This window comes from Pseudomonas sp. GM21, from assembly GCF_000282215.1.
GTDB lineage: Bacteria > Pseudomonadota > Gammaproteobacteria > Pseudomonadales > Pseudomonadaceae > Aquipseudomonas.
Genome location: NZ_AKJS01000098.1, coordinates 1 through 22,463 on the forward strand (window position 1 = coordinate 1; position 22,463 = coordinate 22,463).

Sequence of the window (22,463 nt, forward strand, 5' to 3'; positions counted from 1 at the left end):
TCGTCTTCTTCAATGAATCAAGCAATTCGTGTGGGAACTTATGGAGCAGCTGATGTCGTCGATTAAGGAGGTGATCCAGCCGCAGGTTCCCCTACGGCTACCTTGTTACGACTTCACCCCAGTCATGAATCACACCGTGGTAACCGTCCTCCCGAAGGTTAGACTAGCTACTTCTGGTGCAACCCACTCCCATGGTGTGACGGGCGGTGTGTACAAGGCCCGGGAACGTATTCACCGCGACATTCTGATTCGCGATTACTAGCGATTCCGACTTCACGCAGTCGAGTTGCAGACTGCGATCCGGACTACGATCGGTTTTCTGGGATTAGCTCCACCTCGCGGCTTGGCAACCCTCTGTACCGACCATTGTAGCACGTGTGTAGCCCAGGCCGTAAGGGCCATGATGACTTGACGTCATCCCCACCTTCCTCCGGTTTGTCACCGGCAGTCTCCTTAGAGTGCCCACCATAACGTGCTGGTAACTAAGGACAAGGGTTGCGCTCGTTACGGGACTTAACCCAACATCTCACGACACGAGCTGACGACAGCCATGCAGCACCTGTCTCAATGTTCCCGAAGGCACCAATCCATCTCTGGAAAGTTCATTGGATGTCAAGGCCTGGTAAGGTTCTTCGCGTTGCTTCGAATTAAACCACATGCTCCACCGCTTGTGCGGGCCCCCGTCAATTCATTTGAGTTTTAACCTTGCGGCCGTACTCCCCAGGCGGTCAACTTAATGCGTTAGCTGCGCCACTAAGAGCTCAAGGCTCCCAACGGCTAGTTGACATCGTTTACGGCGTGGACTACCAGGGTATCTAATCCTGTTTGCTCCCCACGCTTTCGCACCTCAGTGTCAGTATCAGTCCAGGTGGTCGCCTTCGCCACTGGTGTTCCTTCCTATATCTACGCATTTCACCGCTACACAGGAAATTCCACCACCCTCTACCATACTCTAGCTTGTCAGTTTTGAATGCAGTTCCCAGGTTGAGCCCGGGGATTTCACATCCAACTTAACAAACCACCTACGCGCGCTTTACGCCCAGTAATTCCGATTAACGCTTGCACCCTCTGTATTACCGCGGCTGCTGGCACAGAGTTAGCCGGTGCTTATTCTGTCGGTAACGTCAAGACACCAACGTATTAGGTTAATGCCCTTCCTCCCAACTTAAAGTGCTTTACAATCCGAAGACCTTCTTCACACACGCGGCATGGCTGGATCAGGCTTTCGCCCATTGTCCAATATTCCCCACTGCTGCCTCCCGTAGGAGTCTGGACCGTGTCTCAGTTCCAGTGTGACTGATCATCCTCTCAGACCAGTTACGGATCGTCGCCTTGGTGAGCCATTACCTCACCAACTAGCTAATCCGACCTAGGCTCATCTGATAGCGCAAGGCCCGAAGGTCCCCTGCTTTCTCCCGTAGGACGTATGCGGTATTAGCGTCCGTTTCCGAGCGTTATCCCCCACTACCAGGCAGATTCCTAGGCATTACTCACCCGTCCGCCGCTCTCAAGAGAAGCAAGCTTCTCTCTACCGCTCGACTTGCATGTGTTAGGCCTGCCGCCAGCGTTCAATCTGAGCCATGATCAAACTCTTCAGTTCAAACATCTTTGGGTTTTTAAGAAACCCTAAACTTGGCTCAGCAATCGTTGGTTACATCTTTGATTTCTCGCGGAGTAACTTGTGATGCTGATAATCTTGTTGACTATCAGTCTGACTCCACAAGCACCCACACGAATTGCTTGATTCAGTTGTTAAAGAGCGGTTGGTTAAGATCTTTCGTCTCAACCGAGGCGCGCATTCTACAGCAGCCTCTGTTGCTGTCAAGCGGTTATTTTCAGAAGTTTTCAAAGTTTCGCTTGGAAATCTTTAACAACTTCAACCACTTGCGCTTTCGATCTCTCGTCAGCGGGAGGCGAATTCTACAGCGATCCAATATTTCGTCAAGCATCTTTTTGAACTTTCTTGGCATTTCCAAATATCTGTACCGCGAAGGCCTTTCCGCGCCTTAAGAGTGGGGGGCATTACCTGAAACCGAAGATCTCCACATCGTTAAGGATTGGGTAAACAAGCGCCGTTCCTATTCGGTCGTCCAGTCAAGATCGTCGCCCCACTCTTCATCCTCTTCAAAGTCGTCGTCCTCATCAACCTCCTCAGCCTCCGGTTGATTAAGGAGGAACTCCTTGCGACTCTCAGTAATTGCCCGCCTTAGCTCCTCCCCTTTCACGGGGCAGTTGAGCATTTGGGCGATGCGATCGATTTTTTTCGCCACGGCTTCCTCCAACGCATCGGCTATGGCCCGATAGTGCGCGCTTTCAGGCGCAGATGCCAAATGACTGAATGTCAGCGGTGATAACGGCGCACCACACTGCTGTTCTTCAATACATGGCCTTTGATGTTTTCCAGCAATTGCGCGCGCGTCAGGCCGGCAGGCAAGGCGTCCGGAGCGAGGTCCAGCGCGTAAAGCTGAATAATGTAGTGATGCGCACTGTCGCCGACTGGCGGGCAAGGCCCCACATAACCGCTGGTGCCTTTGCTGTTGGTGCCACCGATACCTTCAAGGGCTGATTTTGCGCCAACGCCGGCCGGGATCTGGTGAGTGGTGGCTTTGATGCCGTAATGCACCCAATGATCGGCACCCTGCCCCTTCTGCCCATCAGGGTCATGCATGACGACGGCATAACTCAACGTACCCGTCGGCCCAACGTTCCAGTTCAGCGCGGGTGACGCGTTGTGCCCGCCACAACCCGGAGCATCGCTGGCGGCAGCCAAGGTAAACAGCCGGTCATCCGTAACACCCGGGATGTTCAGGGTGAAACGTTCCTGTGCCTGTGCCGGAAATTGCACGCACAGGGCGACTGCAACAGCTGCAAGCCAAGGGCTAAAAGAGGTCAATCGGATCATTGCGGAGCACCTTGTGCGTGTAGGGCCGTCGTAGGCTTGCGAACTATAACGATACCGTTGGGAGGTGGCATCGGGAATTGGCTGAACCTCGCGTAACGGGCCAAACTCTTAAATGAAACGTCTGCCTGGAGAGCCACCATGGCACTGCACCGTGTAGCCCATTTCTCCGATGTGCCCGAAAACAAAGGCCTTGAAGCCCGGATAGCGGACACCCACATTGTTTTGCTGCGGGTGGGCGATCAACTACGCGCCTATCAGGGCGAATGCCCGCATGCCGGGGCACCGCTGGCGGAAGGTGCGTTGTGCAACGGACGCTTGATTTGCCCGTGGCACAAAGCCGAGTTTCGGATCGAAGACGGTGCACTATGCGAGCCGCCGGCCCTGGACAGTCTCAAGCGCTATCCGCTAGAGGTTCGCGACGGCGATATCTGGGTCGACGACCAGCCGATTGCCGATGCCCACACCCCGCCGACTGACGATGGACGGACGTTTGTCATCGTCGGTGCCGGTGCGGCCGGTACAGCGTGTGCGGCAGCGCTACGCGAAAAGGGCTTCGGCGGCCAGATTCAGTTGATCGATCGCGAAGCCGACGCTGGCTACGACCGCACCGTTCTGAGCAAATTTGTCATTGCCGGAGAGATGCCGCCAGAAGAAATCCCGCCGCTGCGTGATAACGGGTTTTATCGTGAGCAGCGCATAGAGCGCATCACCTGTGAAGTCGCCAGCCTGGATTCGGCGAACAAAACCCTGGGGCTGACCAATGGCCGGTCGCTGAACTATGACGCCGCGTTACTTGCCACCGGCGGCAAGCCCAATCCACTCACGCTGTCTGGAGCCGATTTGCCGCAAGTGTTCTTGCTCCGCTCAAAAGAGCAGGCGCTGCGAATTCTGCAGGCAGCAAAGCCTGGCCAGCGAGCGGTAATCATCGGTGACAGCTTTATTGCCATGGAGTCCGCTTCAGCCCTGCGCCAGTTAGGGTTGAAGGTCACCGTCCTCGCTCGTCATGCCATTCCTTTCGCTGCGCAATTTGGTGAAACGGTCGGCAAGGCGATTCGCGCCTTACATGAGGCAAATGGGGTGGTGTTTCGCACCGAGGGCGAAGCCAACTATATAGAAGGAGCAAACAAGGTCGAGGCGGTGCACCTGGACAACGGTCAACGCTTGCCAGCGGATCTGGTGCTGGCGGGCATTGGCGTCAGCCCCGCAACCGATGCGTTTGCCGATTTGCCCAAGGAAAAAGACCGGTCGCTGAAGGTCGATGGGGGAATGCGCGTCACAGACGGGTTGTGGGCGGTCGGTGATATCGCGACCTTCCCACTCAACGGCCAGCCTCAGCGTATCGAGCATTGGCGCCTGGCCCAGCAACAGGCGCGGATCGCCGCTGCGAATATGCTTGGTGCTGACGAGCGTTACCTCGACGTGCCGTATTTCTGGACCTGGCACTTTGGCAAAAACTACGACTACCTCGGCCACGCGCAAGCCTGGGACGAGGTCGAGTTCAAGGGTGATCCTTACCATCCACCCTTTATAGGCCTGTTCGGCAAAAACGGTGTGGTGGCGGCAGCGGTAGCCTGCGATGAAGAACGGGCCATGGCGCTGCTCGCCGAACGCATGAAGCAGCCGTTGTCGGTGGAGGAAGCGTGGCAGCTGATTCGGGACATTGGTTAGCGCACAAACACCCGACAGCAAAACGCCCGGCTCCTGCGTTCAGCAGAAGCCGGGCGTTCCTTTGAATCCTGGGTTTTATTCCTGGATTTCTACACCGCCACCGAGTTTGCTCATCACGAAGCCTACAAACTCTTCAACGGTCATTTTCTGGCCGTTGAATTCCACCTGATTGTTGGCGTAGTGCAGTTTGCTGACGACGTTGTTGCCGTCCAGCTTGGCGAGTTGCGAGCCGACTGCCATGCTGCTGAACATGTCAGCAGTGGCATTAGCCTGATCAGCGATGACCTTGGCGTCAGTCTGGCCGTCAACTTGGCTTTGCACGGTGAGCAAGTCGACGAGCATCGGCTTGGACACTTGTACGTTGAGATCCAGCAGCGCAATCAACTGCAGGGTCAGTTGATCGGATGGCAGGTCCATGGTCTGCGGCTTGGTCAGGTCGAGCACCAGGTTAGCGCGGCTTTCACCGTTAGCGGTTTTGAATGACAGATTTTCCAGAGCCACCTGCGGGCCGGCCGCCAGCAGTTTTTCAAGGCCAGTTTTGACTTGCGCCTCTTCGGCCGGGGTCAAGACCAGTTCTGGAGTTGGCTCACCGGCCGCTACAGCCTCGGCGGCAGCTCTCTCGTACGGCTGCAGCTTGGTCTGGTAAATCTGCATCAGCGACATGGTCGCCGGGATGTCGAGGTTTTTCAGGCTCACGGCCATTTGCGCAGCACCGACAGCGTTGCCGTTCATCGACACTTCACCCACCTTGTAATCGGCACGCCCCGAAGCGCTGGTGCCCGACTCCGCCGTCAGGTTCTTCATTTCGAATTTCTTGAGGCCCAGTACCGATTGCTTGGCACCAAAGGTGGTTTTGCTGTCGGTCAGCTCGAGAGTGTTCTCGCCGGTGTAGTAGCCGTAAGGACTTTTTACCAGATTGCTGGCCAGGGTCAGGCCATTGAGCTCGACCTTCAACGGGGTTTGATCTTCGGCCACGGTACTCAGCGTCAGGCTGTTCATGTAGCCGTTGGCCTTGACCTTCTGGGCCTGGGCGCTGGCGGCGACGTCGAGGTTCAAACCAGAGAATTTCAGGGTGGATTTGTCATCCAGCACGACGTCCAGCGGTTGCAATTCGAGGGTGCCGCTGGTGGAGTTGTCGTAACCGATGTTGACCACGCCCGTGAGCGGGGATTTGTCTTTGGCGGCGGCAAACCATTTCTCGGTGAGCGAGGTGCGTTCCAGTTCGTAGTGACTGGTGGCCATGACCGGCAACCACTTGAAGGAAACGAGGCGCGAGAACGGCAGCGGACCGTGTTCGATGTGGTCGGCAAACAGCAATTCAACCGGGGTTTCACCAAACATCTCGCCTTCGCCTTTGAGGCGGTAGTGCGCGGTGCTACTGAACACATGACGCTCAAGCGACACCAGCTCCAGCGATGCCGTGCCATTGGAGCCAACCAACGCGGCGTTCAGCTCTGTGTTGGCGTCGACGATGGCGGTGTTCAATACGCCTTCGATTTTGGTCCCGGTGTACCAGGCACCGCCCGCGCTGACTGCACCGATGGCTACGACGATTCCAAGAAGCACGCCTGCTGATTTGTTCATGAATGACCCAGTCAATGTCCGTTGTTTGAAGGTGTTGTCGTCTTCCCTGAACCCGCGACGGGTTTACGGCTCGACTCCGCTAAAAGTGCGATGGAGATTAGCATTGAGCACCCCGGGCGGCCCAATGATTAAAGGTTAAAGAGTGTCTATGGATTGCGCATCGGGGTTGAGAGTTTCGCCGGACATGAAATCGCCATCGCGAGCAGGCTCGCACATTGGTTATCTGTTGATCACAGTTCCCATGTGGGAGCGAGCCTGCTCGCGATGGCGTCAGTCCAACCCACACAAATTCAGGAGTACTGAACTTCCATCTCATCCAACTGATGATCAAAGCTCTTGAGCCGCGCTGTCCATGTATACACCAGCACTTCAAAGTCCCGATTGATCACCGCCCCGCCCGTCACTTCCGAACGCGGGTCACAGACATCCAGTTGGTAGCGTTCTCGCGCCATGGCAGTGGCGACATCCGAGAGTTCGCGGGCGTTGTTGAGCCAATGCCAGCCCTCCTCGGACACCTGTTTATCGAGGGCCACGCATTGCTTCTTCAAGGTATCGAGGCTTTTTTCCAGCGGTGTGCCCGTGAGCTCGCCCATGACTTCCTGAAACGTACGTCCCGGCTGCCAGTAACTGCCCCAGAAATATTGGTCAAACACCGTTTCGACACGACGCAACGCCACCTTGGTGTCCCAGATCAGCACCAGGGTCTTGCCTTGTTCGAGCTGTCTTTTTTTGATGCGCTGACCCTGGACTGAAGACCAGGCCACCACCACGATTGCCATCACGGCAATCAGCGCACTGGCGCTGTCGAGAAACACCAGAGCCTTGTCGATCTGGTGGGCCAGCATGATGCCGTAGAAATAGGTGGCCGACAGCAAAACCAATGCCGCAATAGCGCACCAAAAGCCAGGAGCATAAGGGTTTTTCATTATTTTAATCCCCATGACCAACGCGAGCCTTGATCGATGAAGTCGATGTGCGACTTCATCAAATCAAAGCATAGCAACGGCCTCAGGGTTTGCTGGTGTTCGTGGCTTGCGTTCGTCCGCTTTCCCAGCCGCCGCCCAGTGCGAGGAACAGATCGATCTGGCTCATGGCAACTTGAGTGTTGGCGGAGGCCAGTTGCGCTCGCACATCGGTGTAGGTGCGGGTCGCTTGCAGATCCGCCAGGAACGACTCGCGACCGGCCTGGAAGAAACGATGCGTCTGGTCTGCCGCCAGTTGTGCCGATTGTTCGGCGTCGGCCAATGCATCCCGGCGTTGCAACAACGCCGTGTACTGGGCCAGGCCTGTCTGGGTTTCGCGAATGGCGTTGAGTACCACACCGTCAAAATGCGCCAGCGTGCCTTGCGTTGTGGCTTCGGCCTCACGGATTCGCGCTCGGGAACCGTTGGACGGTACCGTCCAGGTCAACAGCGGGCCGAAGCCCCAGCGATTGGTCGACGCTTGCCCGAGGTTTTCCAGGATACCGACGGTTCCGACGCTCGCTCCAATACTGATGTCCGGGTACAACTCGCCGGTGGCAATGCCGATTCCGGCAGTCGCCGCCGCCAATCGGCGCTCAGCCTGTCGCACATCCGGCCGACGTTTGAGCAAGGCTGCACCGTCACCGACTGGCAACAATTGGGTGATTTTCGGCAGTTCGGCGCATTCGCGGGTGCCTGCCGGTAATTGGTCGACCGGTTTGGCGAGCAACATCGACAAGCGGAATAAACCCGCCTGACGCGCCGCCTCGTAACGCGGCAAGTCGGCGCGCAAGGATTTGAATTGGGTTTGCGAACGGGTGACCTGGGTTTCATCGCCACGCCCGGCATCACGCAAACGCTGGATCAGCGTTGTGCTCTGGGCCTGCAAATCGAGAGAGTGTTGAGCAATTTCCCGTTCTTCATTCGCTGCGCACACTTGGGTGTACGCCCGCACGACATCGGCTACCAGGGTGATCCGCGCCGTGTCCGAGGCGGCTTGCGTTGCGTCGGCATTGGCCTTGGCCGCTTCGATTCCGCGCTGCAAGGTGCCAAACAGGTCGAACTGGTAAGACGTGGTAATGCCGATATCCCCGACGTTAGCCACCGGTACTTTTTCGGGTAATAAAAAGGCTTCGCCGGATTCCTGCAAACGCTGGGCGCCAACCCTCACGCCGCCGCTCCAGCCGCCCGCCGCCTGGGCTTCATCGACCTGGGCCCGCGCACGGGCAAGACTCGCCGCCGCCACGCGCAAATCGGTGTTGGATGCCATGGCTTGCTGCACCAGTTGGTCGAGGCGTGGATCTTTGTACAGGCGCCACCAATCGCTGGGTACCGGCGCCGAAACGACATTTTTGTCGTTCGTCGCCAAGTCGCCCTGCAAGTCTTCACGGTGGATGGCCGCTTCGTCAGGCAGGTGATAATCCGGGCCAACCACCTGACAGGCCGACAGTAGCAAACCTAATCCGGCAACCGCCAAGCCCGATGCCCTGTTCATTTCGCGGGCTCCTGCGGTTGATCGTCAATGATCGATACGGTCGCGGTGCGCCCGGCGATCATGCGGAAATCCGCCGGGACATCATCGAAGGCAATCCGCACCGGAATCCGCTGCGCCAGCCGCACCCAGCTGAATGCCGGGTTGACGTTGGGCAGCAGGTTGCTGCCAATGGTGCGGTCGCGGTCTTCGATACCGGCGACGATGCTTTCCACATGTCCGCGCAGCCGCGCACGATCGCCGATCACCCGGATGTCGACGCTCTGGCCGACATGAATGCCGTCCAGTTTGGTTTCTTCGAAATAGCCGTCGATGTGGAATGAGTTGCTGTCGACCACCGACAACACCGGCCGCCCGGCCGTGACGAATTCCTGCACACGTGGTGCGCGGTCGTTGATGTAGCCGTCGACCGGGCTGCGGATCGTCGAACGGTCGAGGTTCAATTGAGCACTGTCCACTGCCACTTGAGCTTCCATTAACGCGACTTCGGCGCGAGCCACCCGGGACTGGCTTTCTTCCAGTTGCTCGCCTGGCACCAGATTGCCGAGCCCACGGTTACGCTTGGCTTCGCGTTGTGCCTGAGCCAGGGTTTCCTGACGATCAGCGACCGCCGCCTTGGCCTGACGGAGGGCCAGTTTGAAACGGTCCTGATCAATGCTGAACAGCACTTGGCCGCGTTTAACCAATTGGTTGTCACGCACGTCCACTTGCTGAATCAAGCCAGAGACGTCAGGGGCGATTTGCACGATGTCGGCACGGATATGCCCGTCGCGGGTCCACGGTGCAAACATGTAGTACATCACCATGCGCCAGACCACGACGACTGCGAAGGTCACGATCAACAGGGTCAGCACCACGCGCCCCAGGGTCAAAAAAGGTTTTTTCATGTCATCAGGTATCGACTGAGTGAGTCCACGGCGCCGAGCAGCAAAGCGTAGAGAGCCACGTTGAACAATGCCCGGTGCCAGACCAGACGGTAAAAGTGCAGGCGCATCAGCAACCCGTGCACCAGCAGGTACAACACATACGTAATGCCCATCAGCACCAGCAGCGTGGGCAGAAACACCCCGCTGAGATCTACATCACCGATCATAAAGGGGCTCCATCGATGCCATGGGGCAGCGGTTCTTCGAGTTCGCCCGAGCCAACGAATTCCACGCCAGGCAATAACGCCAGACGCAGGCCACTCAGGGCATGCAACAAATTCAAACGTGCGGCCTCTTCGCACTCCGTATCCAGTGCACGACGGGTGCGATCGAGGGTCATCAGCAACGGGGTCGGAGCCGGCAGTCGCTCTCCTTCCTTGAGACAGTCCTTGAAATACTCACCGACTTCCGCCACTACCTGGTGCAGCAACACTTGCGGCACCCCGACCACGCGCGGTGTGTAAGCCAGCAGGTCGAGAAGATTCAGCGCCACGCGCACTTCGCGCAACGCGATGCCGGTGTCCTGGCCGGTCATGGCCAGGCGCGGCAAGTGCTGCATCAGACGATCGAGCACCTGTATGCCCAATCGCCGGTGTTCGGCCAAGGTGGCCGGTTCGGTGAGGCTGACAATGTCGTGCCAACTGAATCGGGTGAGCCGCTTGGCTGCCAGTTCCGCACCAAACGGCCGGGCGATCAGGGTCCAGACGAAGGCAAACAACAACCCGATGGGACCGGCCAGGTTGGAGTTGGCAAAGCTGAGGAAGTCCGCGTCGTAGGCGCCTTGAATACTGATAAAGGACGAGGTGTTGACGAGGGTCAGTAGCATGCCCAGGTAAAACTGCGGCTTGACCGTTAGGGTGCCGATGCAAATGAACGGTACGGCAAATGCCAGCACCAGCATCGGGAAGTCGTGCAGGTTGGGCAGCACCAGAAACAGATACAGGCTGGCGAACACCACCGACATCGCGGTCCAGAAAAAGAACCGGTAAATCTGCGGCGCCGGGTCATCCATCGAGGCGAAAAAGCTGCACGCTACAGCAGCAAGAATCACCGCGGCCCCGCCATCAGTCCAGCCAAGCAGAATCCACAGCACCGAGGCGACGATAATGGCGCTGACCGTGGAGACCGCCGAGTAGAGCATCAGCCCACGGTCGAGAAATGGCGACAGGCGCCCGAGGCGCCAGTGGCGATAAACCGCGCGCCAGCTGTCCTGACTTTCGCACTGGATGGCGTATTGCAGGCTGCGACAGTCTTGCCACAGATCAATCCACTCGCCGAGGCGATACAACGCGTTGGAGAACAGCAGCTGTTTGCGATCACTCAATGCTTCGGCGGACGGCTGCAGCGCTTCGAGCTGGTCTTTCAGCGCTTGCCAGCGAACGAGGTCGGCGTCTTTGTGATTGAGCCATTCGGTGGTGGCCGTCAGCAACGGTGCAAACTTTTCCACCAGCTCGGGCGTGCGCCGTTCAAGGGCATACAGCGCATCGTCGAGGGCGTCGATTACCGGCAACAGGTGAATCATCCGCCCACGCAGTTCCTTGGTGTTGCGCACGGTTTGCCGGTGCGCGCCCTCGTGCGGTAACTGACCGATCATCAATTCCAGAGTGTTGAAGGTCGCCACCATGGCGGAACGCAGCGCGCTGACTTCATCCGGCTGCACCTGACGGCTGAGGAAACGCAGGCTGTAGGTCGAGGCATCGGTAAACCACTTGCTCACCGCGTCGTTGAACACCGGCGCCAGCCGTCGAGGCCAGAACATGGCGCCGACCACGGCCGCCACGGCGATGCCGAGGAAAATTTCTTCAGTCCGCGCCTCTGCGACATCCCACACTCCCAACGGGTTGTTCACCACAGGCAGGGCGATCAGCGGCAAGGTGTAACCGGCCAGCATCAAGGCGTAGTTGTTGGCGGTGCGCAGGTGTAAGGACAGGAACAGCAAAATCCCGGTCCACAGCGCGATGACCACCACCAATACGTAAGGACTTTGAACAAACAAGGGCACGAACAGAACCGCAGCCGCCGCCCCGATAAAGGTGCCGACTGCACGGTAAAGCGCCTTGGAACTGGTTGGGCCGACAAAGGGACTGGAAACGATGTAGACCGTGGCCATCGCCCAGTACGGACGGGGCATTTGCATGAGCAGGGCGATGTACAACGCGATCATCGAGGCGGCAAAGGTGCGCACACCGTAGAACCAGTCTCGCGCCGCGGGCATTCCGGTGAAAAATCCGTTCAAGGGTTGACCACCGACGGCGCATTCGCCGCTTCAAAGGCTCTCAATACCCGTAGCGTAGCTTCCAGATCGCTCTGATTGATGCCTTCAAGCACCTCATGACGCAATCGCACCAACTCGATCTCGACCGCCTGCACCAGATCGCGACCGGTTTCAGTCAGGCTCAGACACTTGGCGCGCCGGTCATGGGCATCTTCGGTGCGGCAGACATAACCCGAATGACACAACTGATCGAGTAAACGCACCAGGGACGGACTCTCCATCCCTGCCGCCTGCGCCACTGTCACCTGCCGCACGCCCTCACCCAGGCGTCCAATCATCAACAACGGGACGGCACAGGCTTCGGAGATTCCATAGTTGACCAGCGTGGTCTGGCAGATCTTCCGCCAATGCCTGGCGGCCACCACCATGGAGCTGCTGATGTTCATCTGGAGAGCATCGAGGTTTTTCGGCACGAGGAGAAATACACACTGTTAGTTTGCTAACTATCAATATCGCATTTAGGGGAAAGGTCGGTCAAGTTTTGATACAAATTGGCGGCCATCTGTCGAGGAATGTTCAAACTGAAACAGATTTAGTACTGACGATGTATATACTTCGTCAGCATGTTGACCGAGGGTACAGATATGTCAAAACAAGCCGTTTTCACAATGAAACTGGAGCCTGAATTGCGCGAACAATTTATGGCTGAGGCAGAAGCCTCTCATCGCCCTGCTTCGCAGATCGTCAGGGAAATGATGCGTCAGTTCGTTCAAACACAACAAGAGTCGCGCGAGTACGAAGCCTTCCTACAGAGGAAAGTCGACAGCGCACGTGTTTCCATGCGTGCAGGCGAAGGCTTGACCAATGATGAAGTCGAAACGCAATTCGCGGCCAGGCGTGCACAGGCGGCCAAAAAAGGATGAGGATAATTTGGACGCCCGCAGCAGCACAGGATCGTGCAGATATTTGGGATTACCTGTATGAACTGAACCCAGTAGCCGCCATCGACATGGACAACCGCTTTCGCGACGCGGTATCTCGTATTGCGAGATACCCTGAAAGCGGTCCCACCGGCATCATTGCGGGTACTCGCGAGTTGATTCCCCATCAGAGTTATCGCTTGGTTTATCAGCCATCATTGGACGCCACTTGGATACTCGCACTGGTTCACACTTCCAGACAGTGGCCACCAAGTAATTGATCCTCACACCCCCCGCCCCTTCCTCAACAACACATCCAACTGATCCACCACCTCCGCCCAATCCGCGTCATCCAAAATATCGTCACGCAAAAAATCCGCCTGGCTCTTGTTCCAGAAAAACGCATCCGCAAGGTGCAATTCGGGCTTGAGCGGTGAGTGGGTGGCGATGAATTTATCGATGCTTTCGGCGTCATCCGCCAGACCGAGTTGCTTGAACAGGTTGGGCAAGGTGTGGGTTGGGGATTCCATGTCGGGCTCCTGATGAAATGAGAAATTTATCGCGAGCAGGCTCGCTCCCACAGTAAACCGAGTGCCCATGTGGGAGTGAGCCTGCTCGCGATGGCGGCAGTAGTGAAAACACAACACTCAATGACTCAATTCCCGCACCTCGGCATGCGGCACCATTTTCAAAAACTGCGGCATGTCCATCCGCAGCAGATTGGTGTGATTGCCGGCTTCAAGGTAGATGTCTTTCTGCCGGGTCAGCAGCGGGTCGATGACCACGTCCAGCCCATAGGCTTCACCCAGTGCCGGCACAGCACCGCGTTCGCAATCATCGAACAGGTGCGGCAGGTTACTTTCCCGGGAGACCTGCCATTCGCCGCTGCTGCGCACTTTGCTCAGGTCCAGGTGACGGCTGGCAGGCAGTACGGCCATCAGGTAATGCCCATGGTGATCGTCGAGGATCACCGATTTGGCTACACGTTCGGCAGGGATGCCCGCGAGGCGTGCCGTTTCCAGGCTGCTGGCGGAATGGGGGTGGGTAACGATGTCATATTCGCAGTGAGCCGTATCCAGGCTTTTCTGCACGGTTCTTGCCATACGCATGATGCACCTCGGTGTCCGCAACAGTGACGGGCGGACGATGGTTAACGCTTTTCTTCGTACTAAAAGTCTAGGCCGGCCGGCACATTCCGGCGGGAAATCCGCCCATCGGACGCCGTCGAAAAGTGAGCAGAAATCAGATACGCCGGGGCTCAACTAAACTGTGTACAGAGCCACCTGATGACTCTCGCGGAGGGTCAAGTGAATACTCGTTGCTGTGCCGTTGCGCTGTTGTTGGCGTTGAGCGGATCGGTGTTCGCAGCCGATACCGTTATGCTGCTGATGCCTAACCCGATCGGGATCTGGTTGATCACGTTCGGTATCGCCTTTCTGATCGCCGAGGCCGCACTGCCCAATTACGGGGTGATCGGTTTGGGCGGCATTGTGATGTTCGTGATCGGCGCGGTGATTCTGACCAACACCGAGATGCCTGTTCCCCTGATGATCGGCCTGGGGCTGGTAAGTGCGCTGCTGCTGATTTTCTTGCTGATCCACGCCCTGAAAACCCGACCACGCCGCACTGTCAGCGGCGATTCCGGGCTGCTGGGCAGCGTGACACCTGTCTTGTCGTTACTGCCCGGCAATGCCTGCAACGGCTGGGTGCATCTGCAAGGGGAGCGCTGGCAGGTTTCAAGCTCGACACCGCTGCAGCCGGGGCAACACGTCCGGGTGGTGGCGCGAAAAGGGTTACTGTTGCAAGTGGCCGCGGCTGACGCGGCGCCGCTGGGAGAATAGTCATGGGCCTGCAATTAGGTTTCGCCGCACTGCTGCTGTTACTGATTGCACTGGCGGGGTCGACCTTTCGCATCCTGCGTGAATACGAGCGCGGCGTGGTGTTCCAGCTCGGACGTTTCTGGCAGGTCAAGGGCCCCGGTTTGATACTGCTGATCCCGGTGGTCCAGCAAATGGTTCGCGTTGACCTGCGGACCATCGTCCTCGATGTGCCACCCCAAGACGTCATCACCCGCGACAACGTCTCGGTCAAGGTCAATGCGGTGCTGTATTTCCGTGTGCTCGACCCGCAAAAGGCGATCATCCAGGTTGAAGACTTTCTCTCGGCCACCAGCCAATTGGCCCAGACCACATTGCGAGCAGTGCTCGGCAAACATGAACTCGACGAACTGCTGGCAGAGCGCGAACGGCTGAACATCGACATCCAGCAAGTGCTCGACGCCCAGACCGATGCCTGGGGCATCAAGGTCGCCAACGTCGAGATCAAACATGTGGACCTCAATGAATCAATGGTCCGCGCCATCGCCAAACAGGCCGAAGCCGAACGTGAACGCCGGGCCAAGGTGATCCATGCCGAAGGTGAATTGCAGGCCTCGGAAAAACTCATGCAAGCCGCCGAAATGCTCGGCCGCCAGCCGGGGGCCATGCAGCTGAGGTACATGCAGACGCTGAGTTCGATCGCCGGGGACAAGAGTTCCACCATCGTCTTCCCGCTGCCGATTGAATTGCTCAAGGGAATGGCGGATTTGTCGTCGAAACCGTGAACCTTCGCAACAGCATCACGCCAACGCTTTCAATGCAGCACAAACAAGCGTGCACTAACCGCTCCTGCACGCGTTTCGCCAGCGTTCTGCCAGCTCGATGGCAACAGCGCAAACTCGTCCGGCGCCCCAACGGTGCCGATAAGCCACACACGGCGAGTGCCTTTGGGCAAGCTGTCGAGGCGGTCCAGAAAAATGTCCTGGGTGACCAGCGTGCCGAAACCATAGGCGTTTGGCCGGCTTGACCCGCCATTGGCCAGCGGCGGGGTGTACAGCAGCGGTTGGGTCGCGGCGCGGTTGTAATAGACATAGGGAAGGTACCAAAGCATGTCGCTGGTAACGATCCGGTCGCCATCAACAAAATGCCGGTTAACATAGTCGATCACCACGTCGATCTGATTGTCAGGATCGACCGAGGCGTTGTTCTTCAAACCGACCAGTTCGATGCTGGCAAACAGCACCAGCACGGCCAGCGCCAGCACCCGCCAGCCTGAATACAGGCGATCAACGGCCAATGCGACAATCATCGGCACCCCCAGCGCATAGGCCGTCAGGTAGCGCTCGATGAACACCGGCGAGATAAATGACACGCCGAACACCAACAGCATCGGTAATGCCGTGTAGATCACCAGTAGCACGCTGCCGCGAATGACACTGCGGTCCAGCGCCAGCGCCACGCCAGTAATGACCAGCAACGCCAGCGGCAGCGCGATAAAAATCAGCGGCGGCAGGTTTTCGCCATCGTCCTGTGTCAGTAACGACCAGATCATCGACGGCAACGAGCTGAAGGTGACCGACGACGCCCACCCCACATCGCCATTGGCTTTGAGTTGATCCATGTGCTGGATCAAATCGATCAGATTCGGTACCCACGGCAGGAAGAGCAGCACGATTGCCACGTTCGCCAGCCACCAGTCGGGGCGCTGAATACTGCGCAAACGATAGCCTGGCAGTACTCGAATCAGCCCCAGATATAGCCAGTGGCACATCACGCACAGGGCGGTGAAGTAATGGGTGTAGAACGCCGCGCTCATCAGCAGCACGTACGCTGCCAAGTAGCGTGTGCGCCGGGGCTGCCTGATCCAGTAAACCAGCGCAATCGTGGCGCCGATAAGCCACAGGCCCAGTAGTGAGTACATCCGCACTTCCTGGCTGTAGCGCACCGCCGTCGGCAGCAACGCCAGCAGAAAACCGGCCAGCAACGCGGCACGCCGGGTGGCGATCATGTCCATCAACCAGACGCCGAGCCACACCGTGGCGATTCCGGGCAGAGCGCTGAGACAGCGGATCGAGAAAATACCGTCGCCGAACAGCTCGATCCAGCCATGCAGCAGCACGAAATACAGCGGAGGGTGCACATCACGGGCGGCATGCACCCATATTTCAGCCACTGAGTAGTGGCTCATCAGTAAGCTTGACCCTTCGTCGCCCCAGATGGCCGCCGCCGTCAGATCGTAGAAACGCACCAGGGCCGCCAGCGCCAGAATCGGCAACAACCGGTGTTCCTGCGCCCACCGCAGCCAACGCTGCACAACCGCCCAGCCACCGGGCACTGCGTGCGGATCCTGGGTGCCGCCAAGTGATGTTTCTCTGTGCGCTTCCATTGCCTCCCCTCGCAACTGGCCCGAGATCACGAAGCTTATGGATCACTGTAAGACGGTGCAGGTTCGTCGTCGATGCTGGCTTTACGACCAGCGACATCGGCGACCGTATCCCCTGCCGGTCGAGTGGGGGCTAAAACGTGTGGGAGTGCATCAAGCGGTGAGCGATTACTGGATGGAAATGGGTTGTTTCAAAAATGCCAAATGTCTCCGAACGGGTGCATGGTTTTTCTGCACTGCCTCTCGGTAATAAATCCCACACAAAACGGGGAATCTACATTCAATCCTTACCGAGATGAGCTGTGGACAATCGTCACTTTTACAGAGATACAGCATTAAACATTCATCCTGTAGCAAACACTAATAGATTGAGTCGATAACACCTTGACCATCCACCGGACGAATGCTCAAAACTGGCTCGCCGCTGAAAGTCGAGTAGAGCGTTAATCAATCTACGGGTTGACGCCCGTGCCGCACCCGACTTACGATCCCCCCACTGAACCCCGTACGCAGAGATTAAATTCACTGGCAGTTGGGGTGAAGAAACCGGCCTAGGCCGGTTTTTTCGTTTCTGAGGTATGAGTTTTTGCGAACTGCTTTCTTTGTTGATGGCTACAACATGTTCTATGGATTACTCGCGGGCACACCGTATAAATGGCTTAATCTCCAAGGCTTGCTGGCCCATGTCGCGTACATCGAGAATCCGCAGAGTTCGATCATCTCCGTTGATTACTTCACCTCATCCGTCAAACCAGAACTTGCTACTCGCGGCAGAGCCTCCAAAGAAGCTCAAGACACCTATGTGCGCGCGTTAAAGACGACCAATGTTGCCGTTCACTATGGTCGCCATAAACTTGAGCCCGCTAAAGCCCCTCGTTTCATTGACAGAAAAATCGGCGCATCTCGCCAGGACAAAGTGGACATCTGGAAGCTTGAAGAGAAAGAAACAGATGTCCACATTGCAATTAGCATGTATCGCACAGCAGCAAGGCAGACCAAGCTCCATATCCATGACCAAATCGAACAACTGGTGCTGGTATCCAGTGATACAGACATGACTCCAGCCCTGAGAGCAATCCGAGAAGATTTCCCTGATATGAAAGTCGGGGTCATTCTTCCCCATCGGGCTGAGTTAAACCGTCCTTCGCCAGGCTCTTTAAAAGAACTCTCACACTGGATGCGACGAGTCGTCACCGAAGAAGAGCTGCAAAAGCATCAATTTCCAAACCGGGTGCCGACGCACAAGGCGCCCGCCATCAAGCCGGATTATTGGTAACGACGCTTGCCACCGGATACACCGACTCCCATCCCCCGCCCAATGCCTTGTACAACCCGACCATTGCCAGCGATACCCCGGTCGAACTCTCCACAAACTGCTCCTGAGTCACCAGCAATGCGCCCTGCACCGTGAGCACGTTGACGAAATCCACCACGCCTTCGATGTATTGCTGTTGCGCAGTACGCAAGGCGATCTGGTTTTGGCGGACGGCTTCGGCGAGGCTGTCGCGACGCAGTTGACGGGCGTTGTAGGCAGTCAGTTGATCGTCGATCTCATGCCAGGCGCGCAACACGGTTTGCTGGTAGGCGATGGCGGCTTCCTGCTGCTGGGCTTCGCGCAGTTCAAGCACACCGCGCAAACGACCACCGTCAAACAGTGGCAGGCTGAATTGCGGGCCGATGCCGAGCGAACGTGAGCCCCACGAACCAAAATCGCTGAGCTGCATGGCTTGTGAGCCCACGACGCCCGACAGCGTTATCCTCGGATAGAAGTCCCCCTTGGCCACCCCGATACTCGCCGTGGCGGCATGCAGATGCGCTTCAGCCTGGCGAATATCCGGGCGGCGTTCGGCCAGTTGCGATGGCAGGCCGATAGCGACCTGTCGCGGGGTTTGCGGCACGGGCGCGTCTGTGGATAACTCGGCGTGCAGCGCTTGCGGTGGCTCGCCCATCAGCAGGCTCAACGCGTTGATCAGTTGCGCCTGCCGCTGCTCCAGCTCGGGCAGGCGCGATTGGATGGCGGCGACTTGAGCGGCGGCTTCAGCGACATCCAGATCGGTGGCAACGCCGTCGTCCAGGCGCAGTTGCGAGAGTTTCAAGCTGTGGCGGGCGACTTCGAGGTTCTGCTCGGTGACGGCCCGAGTACTTTGCACGCCGCGCAGCTGAATGTAGTCTTGAGCGGTTTCTGCGAGCACCGACAGCAACACACCCCGACGATCGTTTTCGGCCACGTCAAGCGTGGCGTCGGCAGCTTCGGTTTCGCGACGCACGCGTCCCCAGAAATCCAGCTCCCATGACGCGGAGAAGCCGGCGTCCCAAAGGTTGAATGCCGAGTTACCATAATGTCCCGATGGGTCGTTCAATCCTTCGCCGCTATTACGTTTGCGTGCATAGCTGCCAGCGGCCACCGTGCCGGGGTAACGGTTGGCGGTGATCACCTGGCGCGCGGCTCGGCTTTGCTGCAAGCGGCTGCTGGCGAGTTTCAGGTCGAGGTTTTCGGTCAGGGCTCTCTGGGTTAGCGAAGACAGTTTTGGATCGTTGAAGACTTCCCACCAGCGTTCGTTCATGTCAGCTGTGACCGTTTCACTGGCGGCGGATCGGGATGGTTTCGACCACTCGGTTATTTGTTGTGCTTGAGGTTTCTGGAAATCAGGGCCCACGGTGCAGGCCGACAAGCTCATGATCAGCAAGGCGCAAAAGGTGAGTAGAGGCCACCGGCCTCTTCGCGAGCAGGCTCGCTCCCACAGGGGATTTCCTTTTGGACAGCGATTGTGTGCATTGAACCGATTCCATGTGGGAGTGAGCCTGCTCGCGATGACGTCTACCCGGGCAGCGAAAACCCTCATCGCTGAGTCACCTCATTCGTCACCGCACTCGCAGTATCAATACTCGCCTCCACCGACATCCCCACTCGCAACCGTGAGGCCAGTGCCTGACCCGGCTCCAGGACAATCTTTACCGGGATGCGCTGCACAACCTTGGTGAAGTTGCCGGTGGCGTTGTCCGGTTTGATCGAGGCGAACGTCACGCCCGTCGCCGGGGCGATGCTCTCGACGCGACCGTTGAGGGCTTCACCGCCGAGGCTGTCGACCCGCACTTGCACGTCCTGCCCAGGATGCACGTTAGTCAGTTGCGTCTCTTGAAAATTGGCCACCACGTAAGCCTGTGCCAGCGGTACCACCGCCAGAATCTTGCTGCCCGGCGTCACATAGGCGCCGACTCGTACCGCGCGCTCGCCGACCATACCGTCCTGTGGCGCAATAATGCGCGTGTAAGACAGCTCATAACTGGCGATTTCCAGGGCGGCTTGCGCACGTTTCAGTCCACCTTCAGCCGCATCGCGCTGGGCCATCAGGATGTCCACTTGCTTGCGTTCCGCCGCCAGCACTGCCATCGCGTTGGCTAACCGCGCGTTAGCCTGGTCGATACGCGTGCGCGCTTGCTGAGCACTCTGCACTGTACCGGCCCCGACGCCAGCCAAGTGGTTGTAGCGGTTCAACTCATGCTCGGCGAAGGCCATCTCAGCCTTGGCCGAGACCACCGAGGCTTGAGCCTGAGCGATCACTGACGTCTGGCGCTCAAGGGTCGCCCGGGCATTTTGCAGCTGCGCCCTGGCCACCAGGGTTTCGGCATCAGCCGCCTGGGCTGCGGCTCGCAGATCTCGATCATCGATCAATGCCAGCAACTGCCCGGCCTTGACCTGCTGGTTGTCTTCCACCAGCACGTCCTTGATAAACCCGGCCACGCGCGGGGCCACCAGAGTGAAGTCCGCCGAGACAAAGGCGTCATTGGTTTTTTGCTGCGTGCGCTGCCCGAAAAGGCCGGGGGCCAGCAGATAAATCAGCACGCCGACTGCCACCACAGCGGCGACACCCACCGCTATTTTTTGCTTTGTTTGAATCGTCATAAAACCTTCAGTTTCAGTGAAGCGTTCAAGTCGGCGCGCGCGGTGGATAAACCCGTGTCGGCAGCCAGAAAATCAGCAGGATCAGCACCAGGGCGACGCCCGCCATGCACAGATAAAGATCGGAAGACGTCAGCACCAAGGCTTGCTCGTGCAGCCGATGGGCGAGGCCTTCGCTGTCGCTGTCAGCCAGGGGCGAATTACCGAGACGGTCCACCAGCATCGTCGAGTGAAAATGCAGCCTGGAAGTGGTCAACGTCTCGATCACCCCGGTGGCGATAACCGCAGACAGGCCTTTCACGGTGTTGAACCAGGCTGAGGCGAACGGTCCTTCCATGGGCGAAATGCTGCCAGTCGAGAGCATCAGCAGTGGCAGCACTGCCATTGGCTGACCAAAGATTTGCAGCAGTTGCAGCGCGTAGAAATCGTCACGAATCCACGCCGACGTCAGCTGTGAACCGCCTATGCAGGACAGCGCCAACAGGCTCAAACCCGCGCCCAACACCCAGCGGCAATCAACCCATCGCAGGTTGCACAACGCCGCCACCAATGGCAGCGCAATCAACTGCGGCAACGCTGCTAACAGCGTGATCGGCGCCGTCTGGATGGGGCGATAACCCTGCACCTGCGCCAGATAAGCAGATGGAATAATGATCACCGCCAGCAACACCACCAGCACCCCGGCCAAAGTGAGCAAGGCGAAGGACAAGTTGCGGATACCGAGCATCTGCATCTTGAAAAACGGTATCGGTTGCGACCATTCGTTGATCAGAAACAACACCAGCAACACCAGGCCACCGCCGAGCAATCCCCCGATCAGGTTCGACTCGAACCAGTCCAGTCGATTGCCCTGCAGAACGCCGATGACCAACATGCAAATAGCCGGAAACCCCAGCAGCAGACCGCGCCAGTTGAATTGCTTGAAACGCTCCAGGCGCAGCGGGTCCTGTGGCAAACCGTATGACACCGCCACCAGGGCGAGCAGGCACGGCACAACGATTTGCCAGAACGTCCATTGCCAGCCGACATATTCTGTCCACAACCCGGCCAATGGCGTGCCGAGACCGGGGCCGAAAGTGGCGGTCAGGGCGTAACCGGCCAAGCCGTAGAGCTTCACATTGGCTGGCAAGAATCGCAGCGCCACAGTCATCAATATCGGCGGCAACGCGCCTCCCGCCAGACCTTGCAGCGTGCGCAGGACCAGCAGGCTTTCGTAATTCGGGGCGAACGGACACAACACGCCTAATAGCGTGAAGACACTGATGGCGCAGAGGGTGAAACGCCGCAACGAGAACGTCACCGAGCACCATGGTGCAAACGCCATGGCCGCCACCGAGGTCGCGGTGTAACTGGCGACCAGCCAGGTGCCTTCGTCGTAACCGATGGCCAATGCGCCGCGAATGTCCGCCAGGGCAACCTTGGTCACCATCTCGTTCAGGCCCGAGACCAGCACCGCCAACAACACGCCCACCAGACCGATAATGATCCGAGGGCCAAAGACCGGTGGCGGGACGACGGCTGGAGGGGGCGCGGCGAGGGGTGCCGTGACCGTGAGGGAGGTCATTACTACTTGCTCCGGGGTTTGAGAACCGGTGCATTTTAAAAAGCTTGGGGGCTGACGAAAACTGACTTATCGACAGGTTATAAATGCGCCAGACGCAACTATGCTATTCCCTGTGGGAGCGAGCCTGCT

General features: G+C 58.0%; 21 protein-coding genes and 1 rRNA gene. 6 read left to right on the plus strand and 16 right to left on the minus strand.

Annotation, left to right across the window (positions count from 1 at the left end; genetic code table 11):
- Nucleotides 1-63: 63 nt before the first annotated feature.
- The 3 genes from PMI22_RS13515 to PMI22_RS13505 form a co-directional block, all read right to left on the minus strand.
- Nucleotides 64-1,600, minus strand: a 16S ribosomal RNA gene (locus tag PMI22_RS13515).
- Nucleotides 1,601-2,078: 478 nt separating this feature from the next.
- Entirely contained in the window at nucleotides 2,079-2,330 is a 252-nt protein-coding gene (locus tag PMI22_RS13510) for a hypothetical protein (protein WP_081502794.1), read from the minus strand.
- An 11-nt stretch (nucleotides 2,331-2,341) separates the two neighbouring features.
- Nucleotides 2,342-2,902, minus strand: coding sequence for a YbhB/YbcL family Raf kinase inhibitor-like protein (locus PMI22_RS13505; protein WP_007946216.1), 561 nt, complete (start codon nucleotides 2,900-2,902; stop codon nucleotides 2,342-2,344).
- A gap of 138 nt (nucleotides 2,903-3,040) precedes the next feature.
- Here PMI22_RS13505 and PMI22_RS13500 point away from each other — a divergent pair, with 138 nt between their 5' ends.
- Entirely contained in the window at nucleotides 3,041-4,570 is a 1,530-nt protein-coding gene (locus PMI22_RS13500) for an apoptosis inducing factor family protein (RefSeq protein ID WP_007946217.1), read from the plus strand.
- Between the two features lie 75 nt (nucleotides 4,571-4,645).
- Here the strand turns inward: PMI22_RS13500 and PMI22_RS13495 are convergent, their stop codons facing one another.
- From PMI22_RS13495 to PMI22_RS13465, 7 genes are all read right to left on the minus strand, one after another.
- Nucleotides 4,646-6,154 (minus strand): YdgA family protein, encoded by a 1,509-nt coding sequence (locus PMI22_RS13495; protein ID WP_007946218.1) that lies wholly within the window; start codon nucleotides 6,152-6,154, stop codon nucleotides 4,646-4,648.
- A gap of 290 nt (nucleotides 6,155-6,444) precedes the next feature.
- Nucleotides 6,445-7,080 carry a hypothetical protein gene (locus PMI22_RS13490; RefSeq protein WP_007946219.1) on the minus strand — a complete coding sequence of 212 codons (636 nt, stop codon included), beginning with the start codon at nucleotides 7,078-7,080 and terminating at the stop codon, nucleotides 6,445-6,447.
- Nucleotides 7,081-7,162: 82 nt separating this feature from the next.
- Nucleotides 7,163-8,611 (minus strand): efflux transporter outer membrane subunit, encoded by a 1,449-nt coding sequence (locus PMI22_RS13485; protein WP_007946221.1) that lies wholly within the window; start codon nucleotides 8,609-8,611, stop codon nucleotides 7,163-7,165.
- Nucleotides 8,608-9,495, minus strand: coding sequence for an efflux RND transporter periplasmic adaptor subunit (locus PMI22_RS13480; RefSeq protein ID WP_007946222.1), 888 nt, complete (start codon nucleotides 9,493-9,495; stop codon nucleotides 8,608-8,610). Before PMI22_RS13480 ends, PMI22_RS13485 begins: the two co-directional genes overlap by 4 nt.
- A complete protein-coding gene (locus PMI22_RS13475) occupies nucleotides 9,492-9,701 on the minus strand; it encodes a DUF1656 domain-containing protein (protein ID WP_007946223.1) in 210 nt (69 codons plus the stop codon). The genes PMI22_RS13480 and PMI22_RS13475 overlap by 4 nt, the downstream gene beginning before the upstream one ends.
- Nucleotides 9,698-11,770 (minus strand): FUSC family protein, encoded by a 2,073-nt coding sequence (locus PMI22_RS13470; protein ID WP_033049290.1) that lies wholly within the window; start codon nucleotides 11,768-11,770, stop codon nucleotides 9,698-9,700. Before PMI22_RS13470 ends, PMI22_RS13475 begins: the two co-directional genes overlap by 4 nt.
- Complete coding sequence (locus PMI22_RS13465; RefSeq protein WP_007946225.1) at nucleotides 11,767-12,195, minus strand: MarR family winged helix-turn-helix transcriptional regulator; 429 nt, start codon at nucleotides 12,193-12,195, stop codon at nucleotides 11,767-11,769. Before PMI22_RS13465 ends, PMI22_RS13470 begins: the two co-directional genes overlap by 4 nt.
- 198 nt (nucleotides 12,196-12,393) lie before the next feature.
- Here PMI22_RS13465 and PMI22_RS13460 point away from each other — a divergent pair, with 198 nt between their 5' ends.
- Together PMI22_RS13460 and PMI22_RS30590 are read left to right on the plus strand one after the other, a co-directional pair.
- Nucleotides 12,394-12,672 carry a hypothetical protein gene (locus PMI22_RS13460; RefSeq protein ID WP_007946226.1) on the plus strand — a complete coding sequence of 93 codons (279 nt, stop codon included), beginning with the start codon at nucleotides 12,394-12,396 and terminating at the stop codon, nucleotides 12,670-12,672.
- Entirely contained in the window at nucleotides 12,669-12,950 is a 282-nt protein-coding gene (locus tag PMI22_RS30590; protein ID WP_007946227.1) for a type II toxin-antitoxin system RelE/ParE family toxin, read from the plus strand. Before PMI22_RS13460 ends, PMI22_RS30590 begins: the two co-directional genes overlap by 4 nt.
- 3 nt (nucleotides 12,951-12,953) lie before the next feature.
- Here the strand turns inward: PMI22_RS30590 and PMI22_RS13455 are convergent, their stop codons facing one another.
- Together PMI22_RS13455 and PMI22_RS13450 are read right to left on the minus strand one after the other, a co-directional pair.
- Complete coding sequence (locus PMI22_RS13455; RefSeq protein WP_007946229.1) at nucleotides 12,954-13,199, minus strand: DUF2789 domain-containing protein; 246 nt, start codon at nucleotides 13,197-13,199, stop codon at nucleotides 12,954-12,956.
- A gap of 117 nt (nucleotides 13,200-13,316) precedes the next feature.
- Nucleotides 13,317-13,778 (minus strand): aminoacyl-tRNA deacylase, encoded by a 462-nt coding sequence (locus tag PMI22_RS13450; protein WP_007946230.1) that lies wholly within the window; start codon nucleotides 13,776-13,778, stop codon nucleotides 13,317-13,319.
- Nucleotides 13,779-13,976: 198 nt separating this feature from the next.
- Here PMI22_RS13450 and PMI22_RS13445 point away from each other — a divergent pair, with 198 nt between their 5' ends.
- Together PMI22_RS13445 and PMI22_RS13440 are read left to right on the plus strand one after the other, a co-directional pair.
- Nucleotides 13,977-14,510, plus strand: a complete 534-nt coding sequence (locus PMI22_RS13445) for an NfeD family protein (RefSeq protein WP_033049291.1) — start codon at nucleotides 13,977-13,979, stop codon at nucleotides 14,508-14,510.
- 2 nt (nucleotides 14,511-14,512) lie between these two features.
- Nucleotides 14,513-15,271, plus strand: a complete 759-nt coding sequence (locus tag PMI22_RS13440; protein ID WP_007946232.1) for a slipin family protein — start codon at nucleotides 14,513-14,515, stop codon at nucleotides 15,269-15,271.
- 29 nt (nucleotides 15,272-15,300) lie between these two features.
- Here the strand turns inward: PMI22_RS13440 and PMI22_RS13435 are convergent, their stop codons facing one another.
- The gene (locus tag PMI22_RS13435) at nucleotides 15,301-16,872 is read right to left on the minus strand and encodes a glycosyltransferase family 39 protein (protein WP_007946233.1); all 1,572 of its coding nucleotides are present in this window, start codon (nucleotides 16,870-16,872) and stop codon (nucleotides 15,301-15,303) included.
- 583 nt (nucleotides 16,873-17,455) lie between these two features.
- Here PMI22_RS13435 and PMI22_RS13430 point away from each other — a divergent pair.
- Nucleotides 17,456-18,145, plus strand: a complete 690-nt coding sequence (locus PMI22_RS13430; RefSeq protein ID WP_007946234.1) for an NYN domain-containing protein — start codon at nucleotides 17,456-17,458, stop codon at nucleotides 18,143-18,145.
- Here the strand turns inward: PMI22_RS13430 and PMI22_RS13425 are convergent.
- Genes PMI22_RS13425 through PMI22_RS13415 form a run of 3 tightly spaced genes read right to left on the minus strand, consistent with a single transcriptional unit; the run spans nucleotide 18,126 to nucleotide 22,334 of the window.
- Complete coding sequence (locus PMI22_RS13425; protein WP_007946235.1) at nucleotides 18,126-19,712, minus strand: efflux transporter outer membrane subunit; 1,587 nt, start codon at nucleotides 19,710-19,712, stop codon at nucleotides 18,126-18,128. The two genes, PMI22_RS13430 and PMI22_RS13425, sit on opposite strands and share 20 nt — an antisense overlap.
- A complete protein-coding gene (locus tag PMI22_RS13420; RefSeq protein ID WP_007946236.1) occupies nucleotides 19,709-20,773 on the minus strand; it encodes an HlyD family secretion protein in 1,065 nt (354 codons plus the stop codon). The genes PMI22_RS13425 and PMI22_RS13420 overlap by 4 nt, the downstream gene beginning before the upstream one ends.
- Before the next feature lie 25 nt (nucleotides 20,774-20,798).
- Nucleotides 20,799-22,334, minus strand: coding sequence for an MFS transporter (locus tag PMI22_RS13415; RefSeq protein ID WP_007946237.1), 1,536 nt, complete (start codon nucleotides 22,332-22,334; stop codon nucleotides 20,799-20,801).
- Between the last annotated feature and the right edge of the window lie 129 nt (nucleotides 22,335-22,463).